The 19,042-nt window shown below is 40.1% G+C and carries 22 protein-coding genes and 1 pseudogene; 3 read left to right on the forward strand and 20 right to left on the reverse strand.

Annotated features, from left to right (window positions below; translation table 11 throughout):
- Position 1: 1 nt before the first annotated feature.
- From hinT to yceD, 14 genes are all read right to left on the reverse strand, one after another.
- A complete protein-coding gene (gene hinT / locus ABN099_RS09510; RefSeq protein WP_349463450.1) occupies positions 2 to 352 on the reverse strand; it encodes a purine nucleoside phosphoramidase in 351 nt (116 codons plus the stop codon).
- Between the two features lie 42 nt (positions 353 to 394).
- Positions 395 to 1,180, reverse strand: a complete 786-nt coding sequence (locus ABN099_RS09515; protein ID WP_349463451.1) for a metal-dependent hydrolase — start codon at positions 1,178 to 1,180, stop codon at positions 395 to 397.
- Between the two features lie 61 nt (positions 1,181 to 1,241).
- Positions 1,242 to 2,225: a DNA polymerase III subunit delta' gene (gene holB, locus ABN099_RS09520; protein WP_349463452.1), complete on the reverse strand. Its 984-nt coding sequence runs from the start codon at positions 2,223 to 2,225 to the stop codon at positions 1,242 to 1,244.
- Positions 2,222 to 2,869 carry a dTMP kinase gene (gene tmk / locus ABN099_RS09525; protein WP_349463454.1) on the reverse strand — a complete coding sequence of 216 codons (648 nt, stop codon included), beginning with the start codon at positions 2,867 to 2,869 and terminating at the stop codon, positions 2,222 to 2,224. The genes holB and tmk overlap by 4 nt, the downstream gene beginning before the upstream one ends.
- 2 nt (positions 2,870 to 2,871) lie before the next feature.
- Positions 2,872 to 3,894 (reverse strand): endolytic transglycosylase MltG, encoded by a 1,023-nt coding sequence (gene mltG, locus ABN099_RS09530; RefSeq protein ID WP_349463455.1) that lies wholly within the window; start codon positions 3,892 to 3,894, stop codon positions 2,872 to 2,874.
- Positions 3,895 to 3,911: 17 nt separating this feature from the next.
- Complete coding sequence (gene pabC / locus ABN099_RS09535) at positions 3,912 to 4,739, reverse strand: aminodeoxychorismate lyase (protein ID WP_349463457.1); 828 nt, start codon at positions 4,737 to 4,739, stop codon at positions 3,912 to 3,914.
- Between the two features lie 129 nt (positions 4,740 to 4,868).
- Positions 4,869 to 6,110 carry a beta-ketoacyl-ACP synthase II gene (fabF, locus tag ABN099_RS09540; RefSeq protein ID WP_349463458.1) on the reverse strand — a complete coding sequence of 414 codons (1,242 nt, stop codon included), beginning with the start codon at positions 6,108 to 6,110 and terminating at the stop codon, positions 4,869 to 4,871.
- Between the two features lie 81 nt (positions 6,111 to 6,191).
- Positions 6,192 to 6,428 carry an acyl carrier protein gene (gene acpP / locus ABN099_RS09545; protein WP_004247087.1) on the reverse strand — a complete coding sequence of 79 codons (237 nt, stop codon included), beginning with the start codon at positions 6,426 to 6,428 and terminating at the stop codon, positions 6,192 to 6,194.
- A 158-nt stretch (positions 6,429 to 6,586) separates the two neighbouring features.
- On the reverse strand, positions 6,587 to 7,321 hold the full coding sequence (gene fabG, locus ABN099_RS09550; RefSeq protein ID WP_349463459.1) for a 3-oxoacyl-ACP reductase FabG: 735 nt from the start codon (positions 7,319 to 7,321) through the stop codon (positions 6,587 to 6,589).
- Positions 7,322 to 7,329: 8 nt separating this feature from the next.
- On the reverse strand, positions 7,330 to 8,262 hold the full coding sequence (gene fabD / locus ABN099_RS09555; RefSeq protein WP_349463460.1) for an ACP S-malonyltransferase: 933 nt from the start codon (positions 8,260 to 8,262) through the stop codon (positions 7,330 to 7,332).
- Between the two features lie 19 nt (positions 8,263 to 8,281).
- Positions 8,282 to 9,235, reverse strand: coding sequence for a beta-ketoacyl-ACP synthase III (locus ABN099_RS09560; RefSeq protein WP_349463461.1), 954 nt, complete (start codon positions 9,233 to 9,235; stop codon positions 8,282 to 8,284).
- Between the two features lie 4 nt (positions 9,236 to 9,239).
- Positions 9,240 to 10,277, reverse strand: coding sequence for a phosphate acyltransferase PlsX (plsX, locus tag ABN099_RS09565; protein ID WP_349463462.1), 1,038 nt, complete (start codon positions 10,275 to 10,277; stop codon positions 9,240 to 9,242).
- A gap of 24 nt (positions 10,278 to 10,301) precedes the next feature.
- Positions 10,302 to 10,472 carry a 50S ribosomal protein L32 gene (gene rpmF / locus ABN099_RS09570; RefSeq protein ID WP_064719612.1) on the reverse strand — a complete coding sequence of 57 codons (171 nt, stop codon included), beginning with the start codon at positions 10,470 to 10,472 and terminating at the stop codon, positions 10,302 to 10,304.
- Between the two features lie 5 nt (positions 10,473 to 10,477).
- Entirely contained in the window at positions 10,478 to 11,011 is a 534-nt protein-coding gene (gene yceD / locus ABN099_RS09575; RefSeq protein WP_349463464.1) for a 23S rRNA accumulation protein YceD, read from the reverse strand.
- Between the two features lie 141 nt (positions 11,012 to 11,152).
- Here yceD and ABN099_RS09580 point away from each other — a divergent pair, with 141 nt between their 5' ends.
- Together ABN099_RS09580 and ABN099_RS09585 are read left to right on the forward strand one after the other, a co-directional pair.
- Positions 11,153 to 11,752 carry a Maf family protein gene (locus ABN099_RS09580; protein WP_349463465.1) on the forward strand — a complete coding sequence of 200 codons (600 nt, stop codon included), beginning with the start codon at positions 11,153 to 11,155 and terminating at the stop codon, positions 11,750 to 11,752.
- 46 nt (positions 11,753 to 11,798) lie between these two features.
- Complete coding sequence (locus ABN099_RS09585; RefSeq protein ID WP_349463466.1) at positions 11,799 to 12,131, forward strand: hypothetical protein; 333 nt, start codon at positions 11,799 to 11,801, stop codon at positions 12,129 to 12,131.
- Positions 12,132 to 12,218: 87 nt separating this feature from the next.
- Here the strand turns inward: ABN099_RS09585 and rluC are convergent, their stop codons facing one another.
- The gene (rluC, locus tag ABN099_RS09590) at positions 12,219 to 13,172 is read right to left on the reverse strand and encodes a 23S rRNA pseudouridine(955/2504/2580) synthase RluC (protein WP_349463468.1); all 954 of its coding nucleotides are present in this window, start codon (positions 13,170 to 13,172) and stop codon (positions 12,219 to 12,221) included.
- 532 nt (positions 13,173 to 13,704) lie between these two features.
- On the opposite strand from rluC, the gene rne reads away from it, so the two are divergent.
- Positions 13,705 to 17,307, forward strand: coding sequence for a ribonuclease E (gene rne, locus ABN099_RS09595; RefSeq protein ID WP_349463470.1), 3,603 nt, complete (start codon positions 13,705 to 13,707; stop codon positions 17,305 to 17,307).
- 200 nt (positions 17,308 to 17,507) lie between these two features.
- Here the strand turns inward: rne and tmaR are convergent, their stop codons facing one another.
- From tmaR to ABN099_RS09620, 5 genes and pseudogenes are all read right to left on the reverse strand, one after another.
- Positions 17,508 to 17,846 carry a PTS system regulator TmaR gene (gene tmaR, locus ABN099_RS09600; protein ID WP_349463471.1) on the reverse strand — a complete coding sequence of 113 codons (339 nt, stop codon included), beginning with the start codon at positions 17,844 to 17,846 and terminating at the stop codon, positions 17,508 to 17,510.
- A gap of 230 nt (positions 17,847 to 18,076) precedes the next feature.
- Positions 18,077 to 18,340, reverse strand: coding sequence for an immunity protein (locus ABN099_RS09605; protein ID WP_349463472.1), 264 nt, complete (start codon positions 18,338 to 18,340; stop codon positions 18,077 to 18,079).
- Positions 18,340 to 18,549, reverse strand: coding sequence for a hypothetical protein (locus ABN099_RS09610; RefSeq protein WP_349463474.1), 210 nt, complete (start codon positions 18,547 to 18,549; stop codon positions 18,340 to 18,342). The genes ABN099_RS09605 and ABN099_RS09610 overlap by 1 nt, the downstream gene beginning before the upstream one ends.
- Entirely contained in the window at positions 18,521 to 18,778 is a 258-nt protein-coding gene (locus tag ABN099_RS09615; protein ID WP_349463521.1) for a bacteriocin immunity protein, read from the reverse strand. The genes ABN099_RS09610 and ABN099_RS09615 overlap by 29 nt, the downstream gene beginning before the upstream one ends.
- 21 nt (positions 18,779 to 18,799) lie before the next feature.
- Positions 18,800 to 18,961 (reverse strand): annotated as a pseudogene (locus ABN099_RS09620) (HNH endonuclease signature motif containing protein); the annotation flags it as partial.
- Positions 18,962 to 19,042 lie beyond the last annotated feature (81 nt).

Raw genomic sequence — 19,042 nt, forward strand, 5'->3', positions numbered from 1 at the left:
ACTATTTACTTAATAAGGGACCTAAAGATTTTCCGCCTAATAAGTGCATGTGAATATGAAAAACTTCTTGCCCACCATGCTTATTACAATTCATCACTAAACGGTAACCATCTTCAGCAATACCTTCTTGCTGAGCGATTTTTGCCGCAACTACAAAAAGATGCCCTAAAACTTGCTCATCTTGAGCAGTAACATCATTCACTGTTGGAATAAGTTTATTAGGTATAATTAGAATATGTGTTGGTGCTTGTGGTGATATATCACGAAATGCCGTCACCGTGTCATCTTGAAAGACAATATTTGCAGGAATTTCGCCGCGAATAATTTTACTAAAAATCGTTTCTTCTGCCATTTTTTCCACCTAATTATTAATTTTAATTTCTAAACGAATTTATTAGTCAGCCAAATTTTGGATATGAAAGAGTTCTGTAAAGTTACGTGTGGTTTGTTGTGCTAACGCTTCAATACTCACACCTTTTAACACTGCCATATATTCTGCGACATCACGTACATAAGCAGGCTGATTTTCTTTGCCTCTATGGGGTACTGGTGCTAAATAAGGAGAATCGGTCTCAATTAGGATCCTGTCCAGCGGCACAATGCGTGCAGCTTCTCTTATTTGCTCTGCATTTCTAAAGGTCACGATGCCTGAAAACGAGATATACATTCCTAAATCAAGCAATGCGATTGCCGTTTCTTTATCTTCAGTAAAACAGTGTAATACGCCACCACAATCTTGTACTTGCTCTTCTTTCATAATAGAAAGTGTATCTTCACGAGCACTGCGAGTGTGCACAATAACAGGCTTATTTACTTGTCTGCCAATGCGAATATGCTCACGGAAGATCTCTCGTTGCAGTTCAGCATTTTCTTGCTGGTAGTAATAATCTAATCCTGTTTCACCTAATGCAACTACATCAGGTGCTGCGGCGAGACGAGCAAGTTCTTCAACATCGTGCCCTTCATCAAGATTTAGCGGGTGTATACCACAAGAAAAGGCAATATTGTCACGTTGACCAATAAGTTCGCGCATATTCTTAAAACCCGGTAATGTTGTTGCCACTGCCAACATGTACTGAACATCACGCTGTTGTGCTTTTTCAACAACATCATCAATATTTTTATGCAATTTTTCATAATCTAAACTGTCAAGATGGCAGTGTGAATCAACTAAAAACATAACGTATTCTCATTTATTTTTTCGTGCTTATCTATTTGTTTTATTACAGCTAAGATCACAATTAATGCTGTGTAACTAACTGATTTTCCCAATCTAGCAACTGTTTTGCTAGTAATAATTCTCTATTCAATGATGGTATGGTCATTAGTTGGTAACGACACCGTTTTCCCTCATCAATTACCGATAATAAAATATGTGAAGGTAATTGAGATAACGCTATAATTAAAGGTTGTCTATCTTGGTTAACACAATAAGCCTGTGCGTTTGATTGCAGTTTTAGGGCATCAAGCAGCAATGATAATAACCAGTATAAACGACGGTCTACGTTATCTTGATTTAACTGTGGTAAAAAGGAATAAAGGTTCTGTTGTTGCAAACTACTCAATAACGCTTGGCAAAAGGTTTCTCTTTCTTGCCACTCTTCTTTAAGTAATCTCAATGCTAAAACAGGTGCACCCTGAGATAAATTTATCGCGGTAATAATATTGCTATATGCCATATTTGGCAGTTGCTGTTGTAACCAATGTCCAGCCAGATTAACCTCTGGTGCTGCCAAATGATAATGAAAGCAGCGACTACGCAGTGTTGCTAATAAAGTTTCAGGCTGCTGGCAATCAAGTAAGAAATAGGTGTTTTTAGGCGGCTCTTCTAATGTTTTTAACAATGCATTGGCTGCCGCCTCAGTTAAGGCTTGAGTCTCTTTGATCCAAACAACCCGTGAACCACTTTGCTGAGCATGATGTTCAAGCTTTTCGGTGATCTTTCTTACGGCTTCAATGCCGATAGATGCCTTACCTTTTTCACATTGTAAAATATGCCAATCAGGATGTGTTTGTGCCAACATAAGATGGCAGCTATGGCACTCATTACAACTTTTTAATCCCTGCTTATTCTGACACATTAACCAACGGCTTAAACCATAAGAGAGCGCATCAGCCCCCATTCCTTCTGATGCATGTAGTAAAAGAGCATGATGACCACGCCCTTCTTGATACATACCAATGAGCTGTCGATATGCCTGATTTAACCAAGGATACCAATTCATAGTGCTTTGTTTTCCTGCTCAACTAACCATGTAGTGAGTGTTTGGCGAATATCAGCTTGCACTTTATCCATCGATTGAGAAGCATCAATAGTCATAATTGAGGCATCTTCTGTTGCAAGTGATTGATAACGTTCGCGAGTACGATAAAAAAAGTCCATAGACTCTTTTTCTATTCTGTCTAGCTCACCTCTTGCTCGTGCTCTTGCAAGCCCAATAGCAGGATCGAGATCTAAATACAGTGTTAAATCAGGACGAAAATCACCCAATACTGTATCACGCAGTGAGCGCATTAGGTTTTTATCTAAACCACGTCCACCACCTTGATAAGCCTGTGATGATAGATCATGGCGATCACCAATGACCCATTTGCCTTCTGCTAATGCTGGCTTGATAACATTTTCAATTAGTTGTACACGTGCGGCATAAAGCATTAATAATTCAGCTTTATCGGTGACTTTTTCGCCTTCAATACCTTGCTTTATAAGTTCACGTAATTTTTCAGCAAGCGGGGTTCCTCCTGGCTCTCTTGTAAAAGCCAGATTGGTTATTCCTTGCTGTTTTAATGTTTCAACTACGGTTTGAATAGCGCTGGTTTTTCCTGCGCCTTCGAGTCCTTCAATCACGATAAATTTGCTGTTATTCATAATTATCTTTGTTGTAAGCGTCGATATTGCGCGACGGCTTTATTGTGTTCATTTAATGAGGTAGAGAATTTATGTCCACCTGTACCATCTGCAACAAAATAGAGATAACGAGTATCTGCTGGGTGTGCTGCTGCTTTAATTGATGCAACACTTGGCATCGCAATTGGCGTTGGCGGTAATCCATCAATTTGATAAGTATTGTAAGGGGTGTAACTATTTAAATCACTACGATAGATAGTGCCGCGATATTTATCACCCAAACCATAAATTACCGTGGGATCTGTTTGCAGTCGCATTTTTATTTTTAGTCGATTGACAAACACCGAAGCCACTTTGGTTCTTTCAGCATCAATTCCAGTCTCTTTTTCAATTATCGATGCCATAATCAGCATTTCATAAGCAGATTTATAGGGTAAATCACTATCGCGTTTAATCCACTCTTCTTCTAATGTTTTTTCCATTTGTTGATAAGCGCGTTTTAAAATTGCGACATCTGTCGTGCCCGCGGTGTAATGGTAAGTATCTGATGCAAACCACCCTTCTAGATTACTTATTTCAGGCTTAACACCAATCGCTTCGCGTAGTTTATCGCTATCCATAGTATGAGCAATGGCATTAAGCTCTGCTGCTTGTTCAAAAATAGGTTGCCAATCACTTAATCGACTCCCTTCAATAAAGCGAATGGTAAATTGCGCTTCTTTACCACTTTTAACCAGTAGTAAGACATCACGTAATGTCATCCCTTTTGTGAGTCGATATGTTCCTGCTTTGAATTGCGCCAACTCTGGTTTTACTTTTAACAAGAGTTGAAAATAGTCACTCTCTTTGAGTAAATTATTTTTAATTAATAGCTGTTCCATCGCGATACGCCCCGTTCCTGCTGGCACGGTGAGTAATGTCTCATCTTGTTTCACGACGACATTTGATTCTAATCCATGGATATTTTGCATTACATACAATGCAGCTACGCCTATGCTAATTAATAAGGCAAAAAAAACTATCCAAACCCTCTTTTTTATCTTCATTCACGACTCATCAAAATCTATTTAAGTGACAAACAGTGTTGTAAAACAACATCATAATAATCTCGGCTAGGATATTGATAGCACTTATTATCCGAAAGTTCGATCTGGGCAACGGGAATAATTGGCATTAATGCATTTGTTAGCCAAATTTCATCGGCGCAATAAAGTGTTTGTGGTTTTTCTTTCACCACGCAAATATCCCAAGAGTGTTGTTTAGCAAATTGCAAAACTCGCTGGCGCATAATGCCATTAACCCCAGAAGCTGTCAGATCTGGAGTGAAAATTGAGTGACCTTTTCGCCAAAAAAGGTTTGATGCATTGGCTTCAATTAAATATCCCTCATTATCACACACTAATACATCGTCAAATTTTGTGGTTTCTAAATGGTGTTTTATCAAAATTTGCTCTAAACGATTAAGGTGTTTTATTCCTGCTAACATCGGATTTTTACCCAATAATATAGGGCTAAGACCTAACAAAATACCCGATTGTTGCTGATTAATATAGTGAGAAGGATAAAGTGAGCTTGAGGTGATAATAGTTGGTGTTATACATCCTTTAGATGAATAACCGCGACCACCAGTACCACGGCTAATAATCACTTTGATCACACCTTTAGATGGCTCATTTGCAGCAATATCAATAATGTGGTTTTCGAGCCATTGCCAATTTGGCATGGGTAAAAAAAGCGCCTCACAGCCCTGTTTTAATCTTTCAATATGGGCAAGTAGCATAATGGGTTTATTATTATCAACAAGAAGCGTTGTAAAACAGCCATCACCAAATTGCACTGCGCGATCACTGGCATCGACATACTGTTGCTGTTGCCCATTTACCCAATACATCTGATATTCTGCCTTTATCTTATTGATATTAATCTGTACATAATAAAACAACTGGCGGCAAAAGGACAAAATAAAAGACCCAGAGTTATCTGGGTCTTCGGTATTATCAGTTATTGATAAAAACGTCGATTATACGCGTTTAAAAAGAACTGAACCATTTGTGCCACCAAAGCCAAATGAGTTACACAGAGCGTACTCCATGTTCTCAACTTTACGTGCTTTATGAGGAACAAAATCAAGACGACAATTTTCATCTTGATTATCAAGATTAATTGTTGGAGGTGCTATTTGATCACGCAGTGCAAGGATAGTAAAGATTGATTCAATCGCACCAGCAGCACCTAATAAGTGACCTGTCATGGATTTTGTTGAACTGACTAATACCTCTGTACCCTTACCAAACACAGCTTCTACAGCTTGTGCTTCAGCAACATCACCAGCATTGGTTGATGTGCCATGTGCGTTGATATAACCCACTTGAGATGCTTCAATACCCGCATCTTTAAGTGCATTTGTCATCGCTAGCGCACCGCCTTCGCCATTTTCTGCTGGAGATGTCATGTGGTAAGCATCGCTGCTCATACCAAATCCGACGATTTCAGCATAAATTTTAGCGCCACGGTTTTTGGCGTGTTCATATTCTTCAAGAACGAGAACACCAGCACCATCACCAAGAACAAAACCGTCACGATCTTTATCCCATGGGCGGCTAGCCGCTTGTGGATTATCATTACGGGTTGATAGTGCGCGAACTGCACCAAAGCCACCTAAACCTAATGGAGTCGTTGCTTTTTCAGCGCCGCCAGCAAGCATGGCATCCGCATCGCCATAAGCAATGATACGCGCAGCATGTCCAATATTATGAACACCTGACGTACATGCGGTTGCAATAGAGATTGTAGGACCACGCAAACCATAAATAATACTTAAATGCCCAGCAACCATATTAATGATGGTTGAAGGTACAAAGAATGGGCTAATTTTACGAGGACCACCATTTGTCATAGACGTATGGTTTTCTTCGATAAGGCCTAAGCCACCAATACCAGAACCAATCGCAGCTCCGATACGACTTGCATTGGCTTCTGTTACTTCAAGACCTGAATCTGCAAAGGCTTGAACGCCTGCAGCAACACCATACTGAATAAAGAGGTCCATCTTGCGCGCATCTTTACGCGAAAGATTATAATCTTCATGATTGAAATCTTTTACCAATCCAGCGAATTTGGTCGCATGATGACTGGTGTCAAAATCTTCGATAAGGCTGATACCACTCTGTCCGCCACATACCGCTTCCCAAGAAGCTTCTGCGTTATTACCGACAGGAGATAACATGCCTATTCCGGTCACAACTACACGACGCTTAGACACGCTTATCCTCCAAGGAGGGAAAAAGTTTAGGGTAGAAAATATAGGCGGTCGAGTGACCGCCTAGAGCCTAGAGTAGCAGACTTATTTACCTGCGTTCTCAACGTAATCAATTGCAGCTTGAACTGTAGTAATTTTTTCTGCTTCTTCGTCTGGGATTTCGATATCGAATTCTTCTTCCAGAGCCATTACCAGCTCAACTGTGTCAAGAGAATCAGCGCCTAAGTCATCAACAAATGAAGCCGAATTTACAACTTCTTCCTCTTTAACACCCAGTTGTTCAACAATGATTTTCTTAACGCGTTCGTCGATAGTGCTCATACTATTAAATTTCCTATCAAAACTCGCTTGCGCGATGATTTTCTTAGTTTATAAATACAGGAAAAGATGCTAACCAATCCCGACTGTGTGGACTACTTTATTCGCTATATTTTGCATTATAATGTACGCAAAAAGCAAATATAAAGACGTCCCCATAATTAGATCATATACATGCCGCCATTGACATGTAATGTTTCACCTGTGATATAGCTTGCTTCATCAGAAGCTAAGAAAGCTACAGCACTGGCAATCTCTTTGGCATCACCTAAACGGTTAGCAGGAACCTGAGATAAAATACCCGCTCTTTGGTCGTCTGTCAGTGCTTTAGTCATATCAGTTTCAATAAAACCAGGAGCAACAACATTTACCGTAATGCCTCGGGAAGCAACTTCGCGTGCTAATGATTTACTAAAACCAATCACACCCGCTTTTGCCGCCGCGTAGTTTGCCTGTCCTGCATTACCCATAGTTCCAACAACAGAACCAATAGTAATTATACGACCATAACGTTTTTTCATCATAGCACGCATAACTGCCTTAGACAGACGGAAGACTGATGAAAGATTAGTGTCAATGATATCTTGCCACTCATCATCTTTCATGCGCATCAACAGGTTATCACGAGTAATACCTGCATTATTGACTAAAATATCAATTTCGCCAAATTCAGCACGCACATCCGCTAAAAATTTCTCGATAGAGTCGTTTTCTGTGACATTTAACACAAAACCTTTACCCTTACCGGCTAAATAATCAGTGATAGCTTGCGCACCGTTTTCACTCGTTGCTGTACCAATTACTGTTGTGCCACGTGCAACTAAATCTTCTGCAATCGCACGGCCAATACCACGGCTTGCACCAGTAACTAGTGCTATTTTTCCGTCAAATCCCATGAGATCCCTCAGTCATTTCCTAATGCAGCGTCTAATGATACAACATCATTAACCGCTACAGCGTTCATTTCTTTAGAAATGCGTTTTGTTAAACCAGTTAATACTTTACCCGGTCCCATTTCTAATAGTTGTGTGATGCCTTTCTCAGCAATAAGTTCAACCGTCTCAGTCCAGCGTACTGGATTATATAACTGACGAACTAATGCATCACGGATAGCATTCGCATCTGTTTGCGCTTTCACATCAACATTATTAACAACTTGAATTTCAGGTTGTTTGAATTCAATTTCTTGCAATGCAATAGCCAGTTTCTCTGCTGCTGGAGCCATTAACGCACAGTGAGAAGGTACACTAACCGCTAAAGGTAATGCACGTTTTGCACCTGCTTCTTTACATAATGCACCCGCACGCTCTACCGCTTCTTTGTTACCAGCGATAACCACTTGCCCCGGTGAATTAAAGTTAACCGGTGAAACCACTTGCCCTTGTGCTGCGTCTTCACAGGCTTTTGCAATAGCGTCATTATCTAGACCAATAATGGCATACATTGCACCAGTACCTGCTGGTACAGCTTCTTGCATTAATTGACCGCGTAATTCTACTAATTTAATTGCTGCTGCGAAATCAATAACGCCAGCACACACTAATGCAGAATATTCACCAAGACTGTGACCCGCCATCAGTTGTGGCATTTTGCCTTGTTTTTCTTGCCATACACGCCATACGGCAACAGAGGCTGCTAACAATGCAGGCTGTGTTTTCCATGTCTTGTTTAACTCTTCTTCAGGACCATTTTGAACTAAATCCCAAAGAGAATAACCCAACACATCAGAAGCTTGAGCAAATGTTTCTGTCACTACTGGATATTGCTCAGCAAGTTCGGCAAGCATTCCGATAGTTTGAGATCCCTGTCCAGGGAAGATCATTGCAAAATCAGTCATGTTTATTTTCCTGATAATATTAAAAACGGATAAGTGCTGAGCCCCAAGTAAAACCGCCACCAAACGCTTCAAGTAAAATTAATTGACCACGTTTAATGCGATTGTCTCTTACAGCTTCATCTAACGCTGTAGGTACTGATGCTGCTGATGTATTGCCGTGGCGATCTAATGTCACCACCACTTTATCCATTGTCATATCCAGCTTTTTCGCTGTTGCTGAAATAATTCTTAAATTTGCCTGATGAGGCACAAGCCAGTCGAGTTCAGATTTATCAATATTATTGGCTTCAAGTGTCTCGTCCACGATATGGGCAAGCTCACGAACTGCAACTTTAAATACTTCATTGCCTGCCATCGTGACATAAGCAGAAGCATCTTGGTTTTCTCTATCCTGATAAGGCAGTGTTAATAACTCACCAAAACGCCCATCAGAATGTAAATGTGTAGAAACAATTCCTGGCTCTTGAGATGCGCCAACAACGACGGCACCCGCAGCGTCACCAAATAAAATAATTGTGCCACGATCATTAGGATCTAATGCGTGTGATAATCTATCTGCACCAATAACTAACGCATGTTTTACAGAACCCGCTTTAATAAATTGATCTGCAATACTTAATGCATAAACAAAACCGGAGCAAGCAGCAGCAACATCAAAAGCGGCACAATCTGCAATACCTAGTGCATTTTGAATTTGGCATGCAGCACTTGGAAACGCGTGTGAACCAGAGGTTGTTGCAACAATAATCAATCCGATATCTTGTCTATCAATACCCGCCATTTCCAATGCATTTTCAGCCGCACCCGCGCCCATTACAGCAACGGTTTCTTCTTCGGTTGCAATTCGACGTTCATGAATACCTGTTCTGCTGACAATCCACTCATCAGAGGTATCAACCATTTTTTCTAAATCGGCATTAGTCCGCACTTGTACAGGCAAGAAACTACCAGTACCTAAGATTTTTGTATACATTCTGTCAATCACTCTTGGGTAATACTGTCTTCAAACGTGAGGCGATCCGTTCTGGGATCTGACGCTCTATCGCTTGAACAGCCTGTTCTATTGCTGCTGTAAACGCGTTTTCATTTGCGCCACCATGGCTCTTAATGACGATACCGCGTAATCCTAACAGAGAAGCACCGTTATACTGGTCGGGGTTCATGTGTCCAAAACGCTTAATTAGCCGCTTTTGTAACCACTTCTTCAATATTTTCATCCACCACGAGGTTTTCTTGTTTTCAGTAGTAGAAGATTTAATCAATGAAAGGAAAACTCTGATAACCCCTTCCATTGTTTTAAGGGAGACATTACCTGCGAAGCCGTCACACACCAAAACATCAGTTTTGCCTGTCAGTAATTCATTACCTTCAACATAACCAATATAATTAACATTGGGTGTAGCCCTAAGTATAGTAGCGGCTTCGCGGATATTATCTAACCCCTTACTCTCTTCTTCACCAATATTCAAAAGAGCAACTTTGGGTGAATCAATTCCTGCGATTTCTTCAGCCATCACTGCACCCATCACTGCAAATTGCACCAACATTTTGCTATCACAGTTGACGTTAGCACCTAAATCAAGAACCACTGTCTTGCTGTTTTTCTGATTAGGTAGCACAGAAACGAGAGCAGGACGTTCAATTCCATCAATAGCACTAAGGCGAAGTTTTGCCAGCCCCATCAATACACCTGTATTACCTGCGCTAACACATGCTTGTGCTTCACCTGTCTTTACCAGATCAAGAGCCACCCGCATTGATGTACCTTTACTTGCTCTAATAGCTTGTGAAGGTTTGGCATCATTGGCGACAATATGTTCAGCTGGTATAACGTGCAAACGGGAGATTAGCTCAGCATTTTGATTTGCAAGCAGAGGAGATATTGAGTCTGGTTGACCTACCAGCAATATTTTTAAATGAGGATTAGATGCCAGCGCCCGCAAACAAGCAGGCACTGTGATGCGAGGACCGAAGTCCCCGCCCATCGCATCTAACGCTATGGTTAGATTTGTCAAAGTATCAACGAGTTATAAAGCTAATTACTTGTTGATAACCTTGCGGCCACGGTAGTAACCGTCAGCAGTTACATGGTGACGCAGGTGAGTTTCACCAGTAGTTTTGTCAACAGAAACTTGAGTTGCTGTCAGCGCGTCATGAGAACGACGCATACCACGTTTAGAACGAGTTGGTTTGTTTTGTTGTACGGCCATTGACCTTACTCCTTAGTACTTTTCTTTAAACTGGCTAATACGGCAAATGGATTCGGTTTCTCTGATAATTCCTCAGGGAGTTCGCCGAAAACCTGTTCCGCGTCGGACACTTCACAGTGTTCAAAATCATGTACCGGAACCACCGGCAAGTTGAGGATTATTTCATCTTCAATCATTGCCAGCAAATTTATTTCACCAAATTCGTCTACGTCGACTGGTTCATACTCTTCCGGTAATGCCTCAGCCCGTTCATCACTGACAACAGGGCTAAAACAATATGTTGAGTGAACATGGTACGGATAATGACCGCCACAACGCTGACACTCTAAAGTCACATCCACATCGGAATGCCCTTTAATAACTGCCAAACGTTGATGGTCGATATCGAAAGATAAAGTCACATCTATATCACTGTCCACACTGACCACTGATTCAGCTACGCGGCTAACCTGCTCAGGAGAATAGTGACCGTTATAGTCTAATTTCTTCTGGGCTGTTCGCAGCGCATCAATGGTCAGGGGTAATTTTACCTTTTGCATAAGGCGCGCATATTATCTTTGTAATGGAATATAGTCAAAGAAAAAGGCGGTTTATCTACACCTTTCCACCAAAATTCGCTTTATCAGCGGCGCATAGTTTAGAATGTCAGGCATCATTTTGCTACGGATTTTAAAAAAAATATGTTGCCTCTTATTCTTGCGTCTACTTCACCCTTTCGAGCTGAGTTGCTGAAAAAGCTTGGAATGCCCTTTATACAGGCATCTCCAGAGGTTGACGAGACACCTAAGCCCACAGAGTGCGCACAAGATCTTGTCACCCGCTTATCCTATGAAAAAGCCAGCGCTTTACAAGCAAAATTTCCTCATCACTTAATTATTGGCTCAGATCAGGTCTGTGTGCTGAATAAAAATATCACGGGTAAACCACTTAATTTTGAGAATGCCTTTGCTCAATTAAAACAAGCATCTGGTCAATGCGTCTCTTTTTATACCGGATTAACGCTATACAATAGCTTGACGTTACAATATGAAAGCCATTGCGAATTATTCCAAGTTTATTTTCGTCATTTAACAGATGATGAAATTATCGGCTATTTAAATAAAGAATTGCCTTTTTATTGCGCTGGAAGTTTTAAATCTGAGGGTTTAGGGATTACACTATTTGATAAATTGATAGGTGATGATCCTAATTCTTTAATTGGATTACCACTCATCCAATTGAATAAAATGTTACTTTCACAAGGGATCAACCCCTTACTTTTTGCAGATAATCAGAAATAATTTTGATCATCTTATTTTTTAATTTTTTGTAGCGATAAAACTTATCATGAATAAATTAATATCCGTGTTAGCCGCCCTTATTCTCGCCACGAGCCTTTCGGGTTGCTCTGATGAAAAAGAAGATGTCTCTGAGTTTCAAAAAAACTTCGTCAATAGCTGTGTTTTAGGCTCAGGCGTTTCTGATCAGACATTAATTCCTAAAATCACTGAAGTATGTGGTTGTACTTACACCAATATTATTAAAGAACGTGGAATTGCAGAATTTATTCGTGTTGATACAGAAATGCGTAAAGAACCGAATAAAGGCATACCTAAAGAGTGGAACATTGATGCCATTGTTGAACAGTGTATGACAAACCTAGAAGGTTTAGAGGGTTAGTCTCAATTCAGCCATTGGATTAAAGGTAAATGACTATGCACATACGCCCAAAATTGGGCGCATGTTATTTGATTGATAAATCAAAGTTTAAGATTTAATTTTACGCAACATCAATAAACATTGACGTAATTTATTATCCATTGGTGCTTCAATGCGCATTTGTTCACCCGTAGATGGATGCGTAAAAGTCAGCGAACTGGCATGTAAAAATAGGCGATTTAGCTTTGTTGATGCTAATTGTGCGTCAAATTCACGATCACCATAGCGATCATCAAAAGCAATAGGATGACCTGCGTGTAACGCATGTACACGGATCTGATGTGTTCTACCTGTTACAGGGCTCGCTTTTACTAATGTTGCAAATTCAAACCGCTCTTCTACTTTAAAGCGCGTTTCTGAAGGTTTTCCTTCACTGCTCACTTTTACAATTCGCTCGCCACTTTGTAGAATATTTTTCAATAATGGAGCTTGAATGACTTTAGTATGCGATTGCCATTCCCCTCTCACTAGCGCTAGATAATCTTTTTGCATCTGTTTTAAACGTAATTGCTCATGCAGTGCACGTAATGCAGAACGTTTTTTGGCAATTAACAATACTCCCGATGTATCTCTATCAAGGCGATGCACAAGCTCTAAAAATCGTGCTTCAGGGCGTAATGCTCGCAAACCTTCAATAACACCAAAGCTTAATCCGCTTCCACCATGAACCGCGGTACCAGAAGGCTTATTGATCAACATAAGATGTTCATCTTCATAAAGAATACATTCAGATAATGCGGCGACCTTGCCTAGCTTAGGTGAAACTGCAATTTCTTCTTTTTCAGATACTCTAACAGGTGGAATTCGAATAATATCCCCTGCATTGAGTTTATATTCAGGTTTAATTCGCCCTTTGTTTGCCCGAACTTCACCTTTGCGAATAATTCGGTAAATCATACTTTTTGGTACACCTTTTAAGCGTGCCAGTAAAAAGTTGTCGATACGCTGGCCTGCTTCATCGCCATCAATGGTGACGAACTGAACTTGATTAAATGATTTCATAGTGGCGATTCTTGGACTCTCTTATAATAAAAATTACAAATAACTTAATGGTGCACAAAATAACATCAATTCTGTCTTCTATTTTAACCTGATTAATGGGAAAAAGACGAAACATTAGCTAATCTCTCATATTTATACAGAAAAAGTCACCAAAGCGGAAAAGTCATCTTGCTATAACCCTAACACCAATGGAATAATGCAGAGTCTCCTGATTATGTTTATCAGGTATATTTATGAAAATTTTGTTTGTTTGATATTCAAAATGCAGCAATGGCGTAAGACATAGTCGAATATCAAACAATTTAGTATGCCACAAATACATCGCTTACTGAGTTGGAACAGTACGTTTCAATTAAAGAGTGCTGAATTTTAGAACTGAAAATCAGACTCACCGACATATTGCACCTCTATACAATCGACAACCGTGAGGTTGGCGCCTTTGTAAAAGACACGAGGTCATCGGTTATCAGTAGTGTAATTACGTATGTTAGTGGCAGATTATAAAACGTGAAAATAACGAGTAAGTCACAATATGAAAAGAATGCTAATTAACGCAACTCAACAGGAAGAGTTGCGTGTTGCCCTCGTGGATGGGCAACGCTTGTATGATTTGGATATCGAAAGCCCCGGTCATGAACAAAAGAAAGCTAACATCTATAAAGGTAAAATCACTCGAATTGAACCCAGCCTAGAAGCCGCTTTTGTTGATTATGGTGCGGAGCGTCATGGTTTCCTTCCCATCAAAGAAATTGCCCGCGAATATTTTCCTAGTAATTATCACTCTCATGGTCGTCCTAACATCAAAGATGTATTAAAAGAAGGCCAAGAAGTTATTGTTCAAGTGGATAAAGAAGAGCGTGGCAATAAAGGTGCGGCATTAACCACTTTTATCAGCCTTGCAGGTAGTTATTTAGTATTAATGCCAAATAACCCACGTGCAGGTGGTATTTCTCGTCGTATTGAGGGGGAAGACCGTACTGAGCTGAAAGAAGCGTTATCAAGTCTTGAAATTCCAGATGGTATGGGTCTTATTGTTCGTACTGCGGGTGTAGGTAAATCAGCAGAAGCACTTCAACAAGATTTAAGCTACCGTTTAAGACACTGGGATGCGATTAAAAAAGCCGCAGAGAACCGTCCTGCACCTTTTTTAATTCACCAAGAAAGTAACGTAATCGTTCGCGCTTTCCGCGATTATCTGCGTCCAGATATTGGCGAAATCTTAATTGATAATGCAAAAGTAGTGGAAATGGCTCGTAGCCATATCGAAGCAATTGGTCGTGGTGATTTTGCTAGCAAAATTCGCCACTACACAGGTGCGGTTCCACTGTTTAGTCATTATCAAATCGAATCACAAATTGAATCTGCATTTCAGCGTGAAGTACGCTTACCTTCTGGTGGTGCATTAGTTATTGATACCACTGAGGCATTAACTGCCATCGATATTAACTCATCACGTTCAACTCGTGGTGGCGATATCGAAGAAACGGCATTTAATACCAACCTAGAAGCGGCAGATGAAATTGCTCGCCAGTTACGTTTACGTGACCTTGGTGGCTTAATTGTTATCGACTTTATCGATATGACGCCTGTTCGTCATCAACGTGAAGTTGAAAACAGAATGCGTGAAGCTGTTCGTCAAGATCGCGCACGTATTCAAATCGGTCGAATTTCTCGCTTTGGGCTGTTAGAGATGTCTCGTCAGCGCTTAAGCCCTTCATTAGGTGAATCTAGCCATCACGTTTGTCCTCGCTGCTTAGGCACAGGAACGATTCGTGATAACGAATCACTGTCACTTTCAGTGCTCCGTCTAATCGAAGAAGAAGCGCTAAAAGAAAATACCCATGAAGTTCATGCGATAGTACCGGTTCAAATAGCCTCTTACTTGCTTAACGAAAAACGTAAAGCCGTGACTGATATTGAACTACGTCAATCAAATGTAAAAGTGGTTGTTGTTCCAAATGACCAAATGCAAACACCACACTTCTCTGTTATCCGTGTGCGTAAAGGCGAAGAGATCACCTCGCTCAGCTATAACTTGGCATCATTCCATGAAAGCCACTCAAGTGAAGCTGAAGATGAAGTTGTTACTGAGCGTAAAGCACCAGAGCAACCTGCTATTTCTGCATTTGCTTTACAACCAGAAAGCACGACCGAAGTGGTTAACAATGCAAAAGCCCCTTCTGAACCAGCCAAACCTGCTGAATCAGAAAAAACACAGGGCGATGGCTTCTTTACTTGTATTGCGAAATTCTTCTCTAATTTATTTGGTAGCAAACCAGAACCTGTTGTTGAACCCGAAAAACCACAGGAAAATAAAAGAGAGAGTAATAACGACAACCGTCGTGATCGTCGTAATAACAACAATCGCCGTAATAATAACAATCGTCGTGATCGTGATAACGAACGTAACCGCGATAATGAACGTAACCGCGATAATGAACGTAATCGTGATAACGAACGCAGTCGCGATAATGTAGCTAGCGAAGAAAATCGCAAAAACCGCAATCAAAAAGCACCAAACACTTCAACTGAAGCAATGAGTGAACAAGAGATTGCAGAACGCGAAGCGCGTCGTCAACAACGCCGTGATCAACGTGCAGAGCAACGTCGTCGCCAAGAAGAAAAACGTCAGCAACAGTTAGAAGCCGCTAAAGCGCAAGCAGTACAAACAGAAGAAAGTGATGAAATCGCTGCAAATAAAGATGATACAGAGAAAAAAGAGGAAGTGCGTCGCCCTGTAATGCAACGCCGTACTCGTCGTCAATTAACGCAATCTGTTCGTGTTACTGATGGCACTGCGGTACTCCCTGTTGTTGCAGCGCCAGTTCCTGCATTAGATAAAGCAGAATCTGAAGCAGCTGTTGCTCAAACTACGCCAAAAGCGGTTGTTGCTGAAAAAGTACAATCACCTAAAGCAGTAGTAATAAGCAAAACAGATAACAGTGATGCACAAGCACCAAAAGCAGCGCCAGAAGCAGTAAAACAACAAGATGATGTGAAACAAGAAGACAACAACGCACAACAAGATAACGTTATGCCGCGTCGTTCTCGCCGTTCTCCTCGTCATTTGCGTGTGAGTGGACAACGTCGCCGTCGTTATCGTGACGAACGCACACTAACCACATCACCTGTTCCATTAACTATGGCAGCTGCATCACCAGAATTAGCCTCTGGTAAAGTGTGGATCCGTTACCCGGTAACGCCAATAAGTGATGAGCAATTTGTTGATAATAATGCAGCAAATCACTTTATTTCTCATGCTGAACCAGCTGTTATTGCGATTACGCCTGAAGCATCAGATGCCATTGTTGCTAACGTTGCTCAAGCAGAGCAAACACCTGCAACTATTGCTGTTACTGTAAGCCAAGAAACTGCACCAACAACAGAGGCTGTTGCTGAGATTATTGCTGTTGAAGTTCAACCAAGTGTTGAAGAGAAAACAGCAGCAACCGACGTTATCAACAATGTTGTTGCTGAAATTAATACTGAAGAAAGTGTTACGCGCAAAGAGAACATTTCAGCGGTCTTAAATACAACTGAAGCTTATATGCATGAAATGCATGAAGCATCACAACAAACTGAAATAACAGAAGCTAAAGCGCCAATAGTTGAAGATGTGCAAGAAACAGAAGAAGAGAGTGTCGCAGTAGAATCGCATGAAGAGTGCCAACCTACTGTTACAGAAAATAGTGTCGATACTCAGCCTGCTGTTGAAACTACAACTGAAACTGTAACTGAAACGGCAGTGGAAACAGCGCTAGAACCTGCTGTTGAAACCATCGCTGAAACCATTGTGGAAAATGTCGTTGAAACTACGGCTAAAGATAATGAAGTCGTGGTAGTAACAAGCAGTAATGAGACTGAGCAACATCAGCAAGAAGAAAAAGTTGAAACAGCACCAGTAACACCGGCTGTTAATGTAGAAACTCAACCTAACCTTCAAGTTGTGCGTCAGTTACATGCTAGCTCACCAATGACAAAAGCTGCTGCTTCTAATGAAGAAGCTGTAGCCATTGACATTAAAGCTTGGGAAGAACGCCCTGCTTTTGATAAGCAAGGTCGCAGTGGTGCTGGCGGCCATAGTGCAACCAATCAAGCTTCTTCTGTAATGACTAAGGCTGAAAGCCAAAACTAATCGTAATAAATAGTATTGTTCTATTGAATTACAGCTAATAAAGAACCCGCTAATTGCGGGTTCTTTTTCTTTTATCCCACAATAAGAATATCTGTAAGATACTTATTTTACCTCAGTACAAAACCTTTACTTTTTATATGCTAAAGCCATAAAAAAAGCCCCTGAGTTCTCAGAGGCATTAAGTTTGCTACCTAATATAATTAATCTTTTATATCAGGAATATTTTTCATCTCACCCATCGCTTTCAATTGTTTAGACAATTCACGACGTTCTTTGGATAAGTCTGCATTTTTAATGATGTAATCATCAACGCGATCTTCATAGTCGCTACGCATATTAGCGATAATACCCAATACATCTTCTATCGACATACCTGGTTTAATATATTCACTTAAGTTGTCTAATAAAAGAACACGTTTTTGGTTATCACGGATCTTTTTCTCATTGTCAGTGATTTCACGACGGATTTTGTTTTTACGACGAAACATACGCACAAACTCCAGTACGTTTTGGAAAGACGGCTTGCTTGCGTTATCCATTTCCTGCACCTTTACAATTGATATTTAAGATAAATAGCTCTGTTTAAGATTATCGCTTAATCGTGTCAATAAACAAGCAAAGTTTACAAAATTAATTGATTTCGTTTAATAAACAGCTAATTAGCTCAACAGCATATTTTAAATATAGTCAATAATATTTAGCGAGTAAACTCTCTATAAGTTATGAAAAATCCGCATTATTAGGAGTCAATTTATATGTGGGTTGAAAGCTACTCAATGCCATATTTTTTTTGAGTGACAAATTGGGGTTCTTGCCAGTTAGGGCCTTTAATTGTTAGACCTTTTTTATCTTTAGCTAATTTACCTTCCTGTAAAAGCTTACCCATTGTTTTTATAAGTATAGCCTTTTCAACAACTTCAAATTTATATCTCACGTAACAACGATCAATACTTGGGTATGTCGTTTTGGGCGAAAAATATAAGAGTACATCTTCTACACTTTCATTTTGATAAATGCTTTTTAAATCGATCATTATTTTATCTCCTGAGATTTTTCATATGCTTCTATAGCCTCAGGCGTATGAAAATGCTGGGTCCATTTATTAATATTATAGTCTTCTAAAGTTACGGTATGCGCATTATTCCAAACTGATTTATCTTCAATTCCATCGGGTACACCTAACGCTCGATAACGTTCCAGCTGAGAGTAATGGTTAACCTTTTTTAAATCCAGGCTTGCCATTTTTAGCTCGCCATTCTTTAACTTCTTTAATAATAGCGGTTACACTCCCATCATTATTGTTTTCTGGATAATAAATAAGATCAGAACCTTCAGGGTGCTCTGTGATTTTAATAAAATGTTCTAAATTATTATCTTGTGTTTTTTCATCATCTTCACAATTGATTATAGCTTCAATAAGCTGTTTAAATTCAGTTTCTGTATAATCATTAATGCTATTTTTTAGTTTCATTTTATTTTCGCTATGGATATCAATATGACGCTTTGGCGTGGTAACACGGATATTATCTATACCATAAACACCACCACCTTCACTAATAGGCTTAACGTGATGAAGCTCAAATGCTTCTCTACCACCATCGCAACGAAAGTAATTACTCATCATGTTCTTCCCAAAAAAACACCCTGTCAGCATATTTGCCAACAGGGTGGAGATAAATATTTCATTTACTGACAAAATAAACTGGCAATCAAAAGCGAACAAAAGAAAAGACGA

Origin of the sequence: Proteus hauseri (genome assembly GCF_040139125.1) — a bacterium.
Taxonomy (GTDB): Bacteria; Pseudomonadota; Gammaproteobacteria; order Enterobacterales; family Enterobacteriaceae; genus Proteus; species Proteus hauseri_B.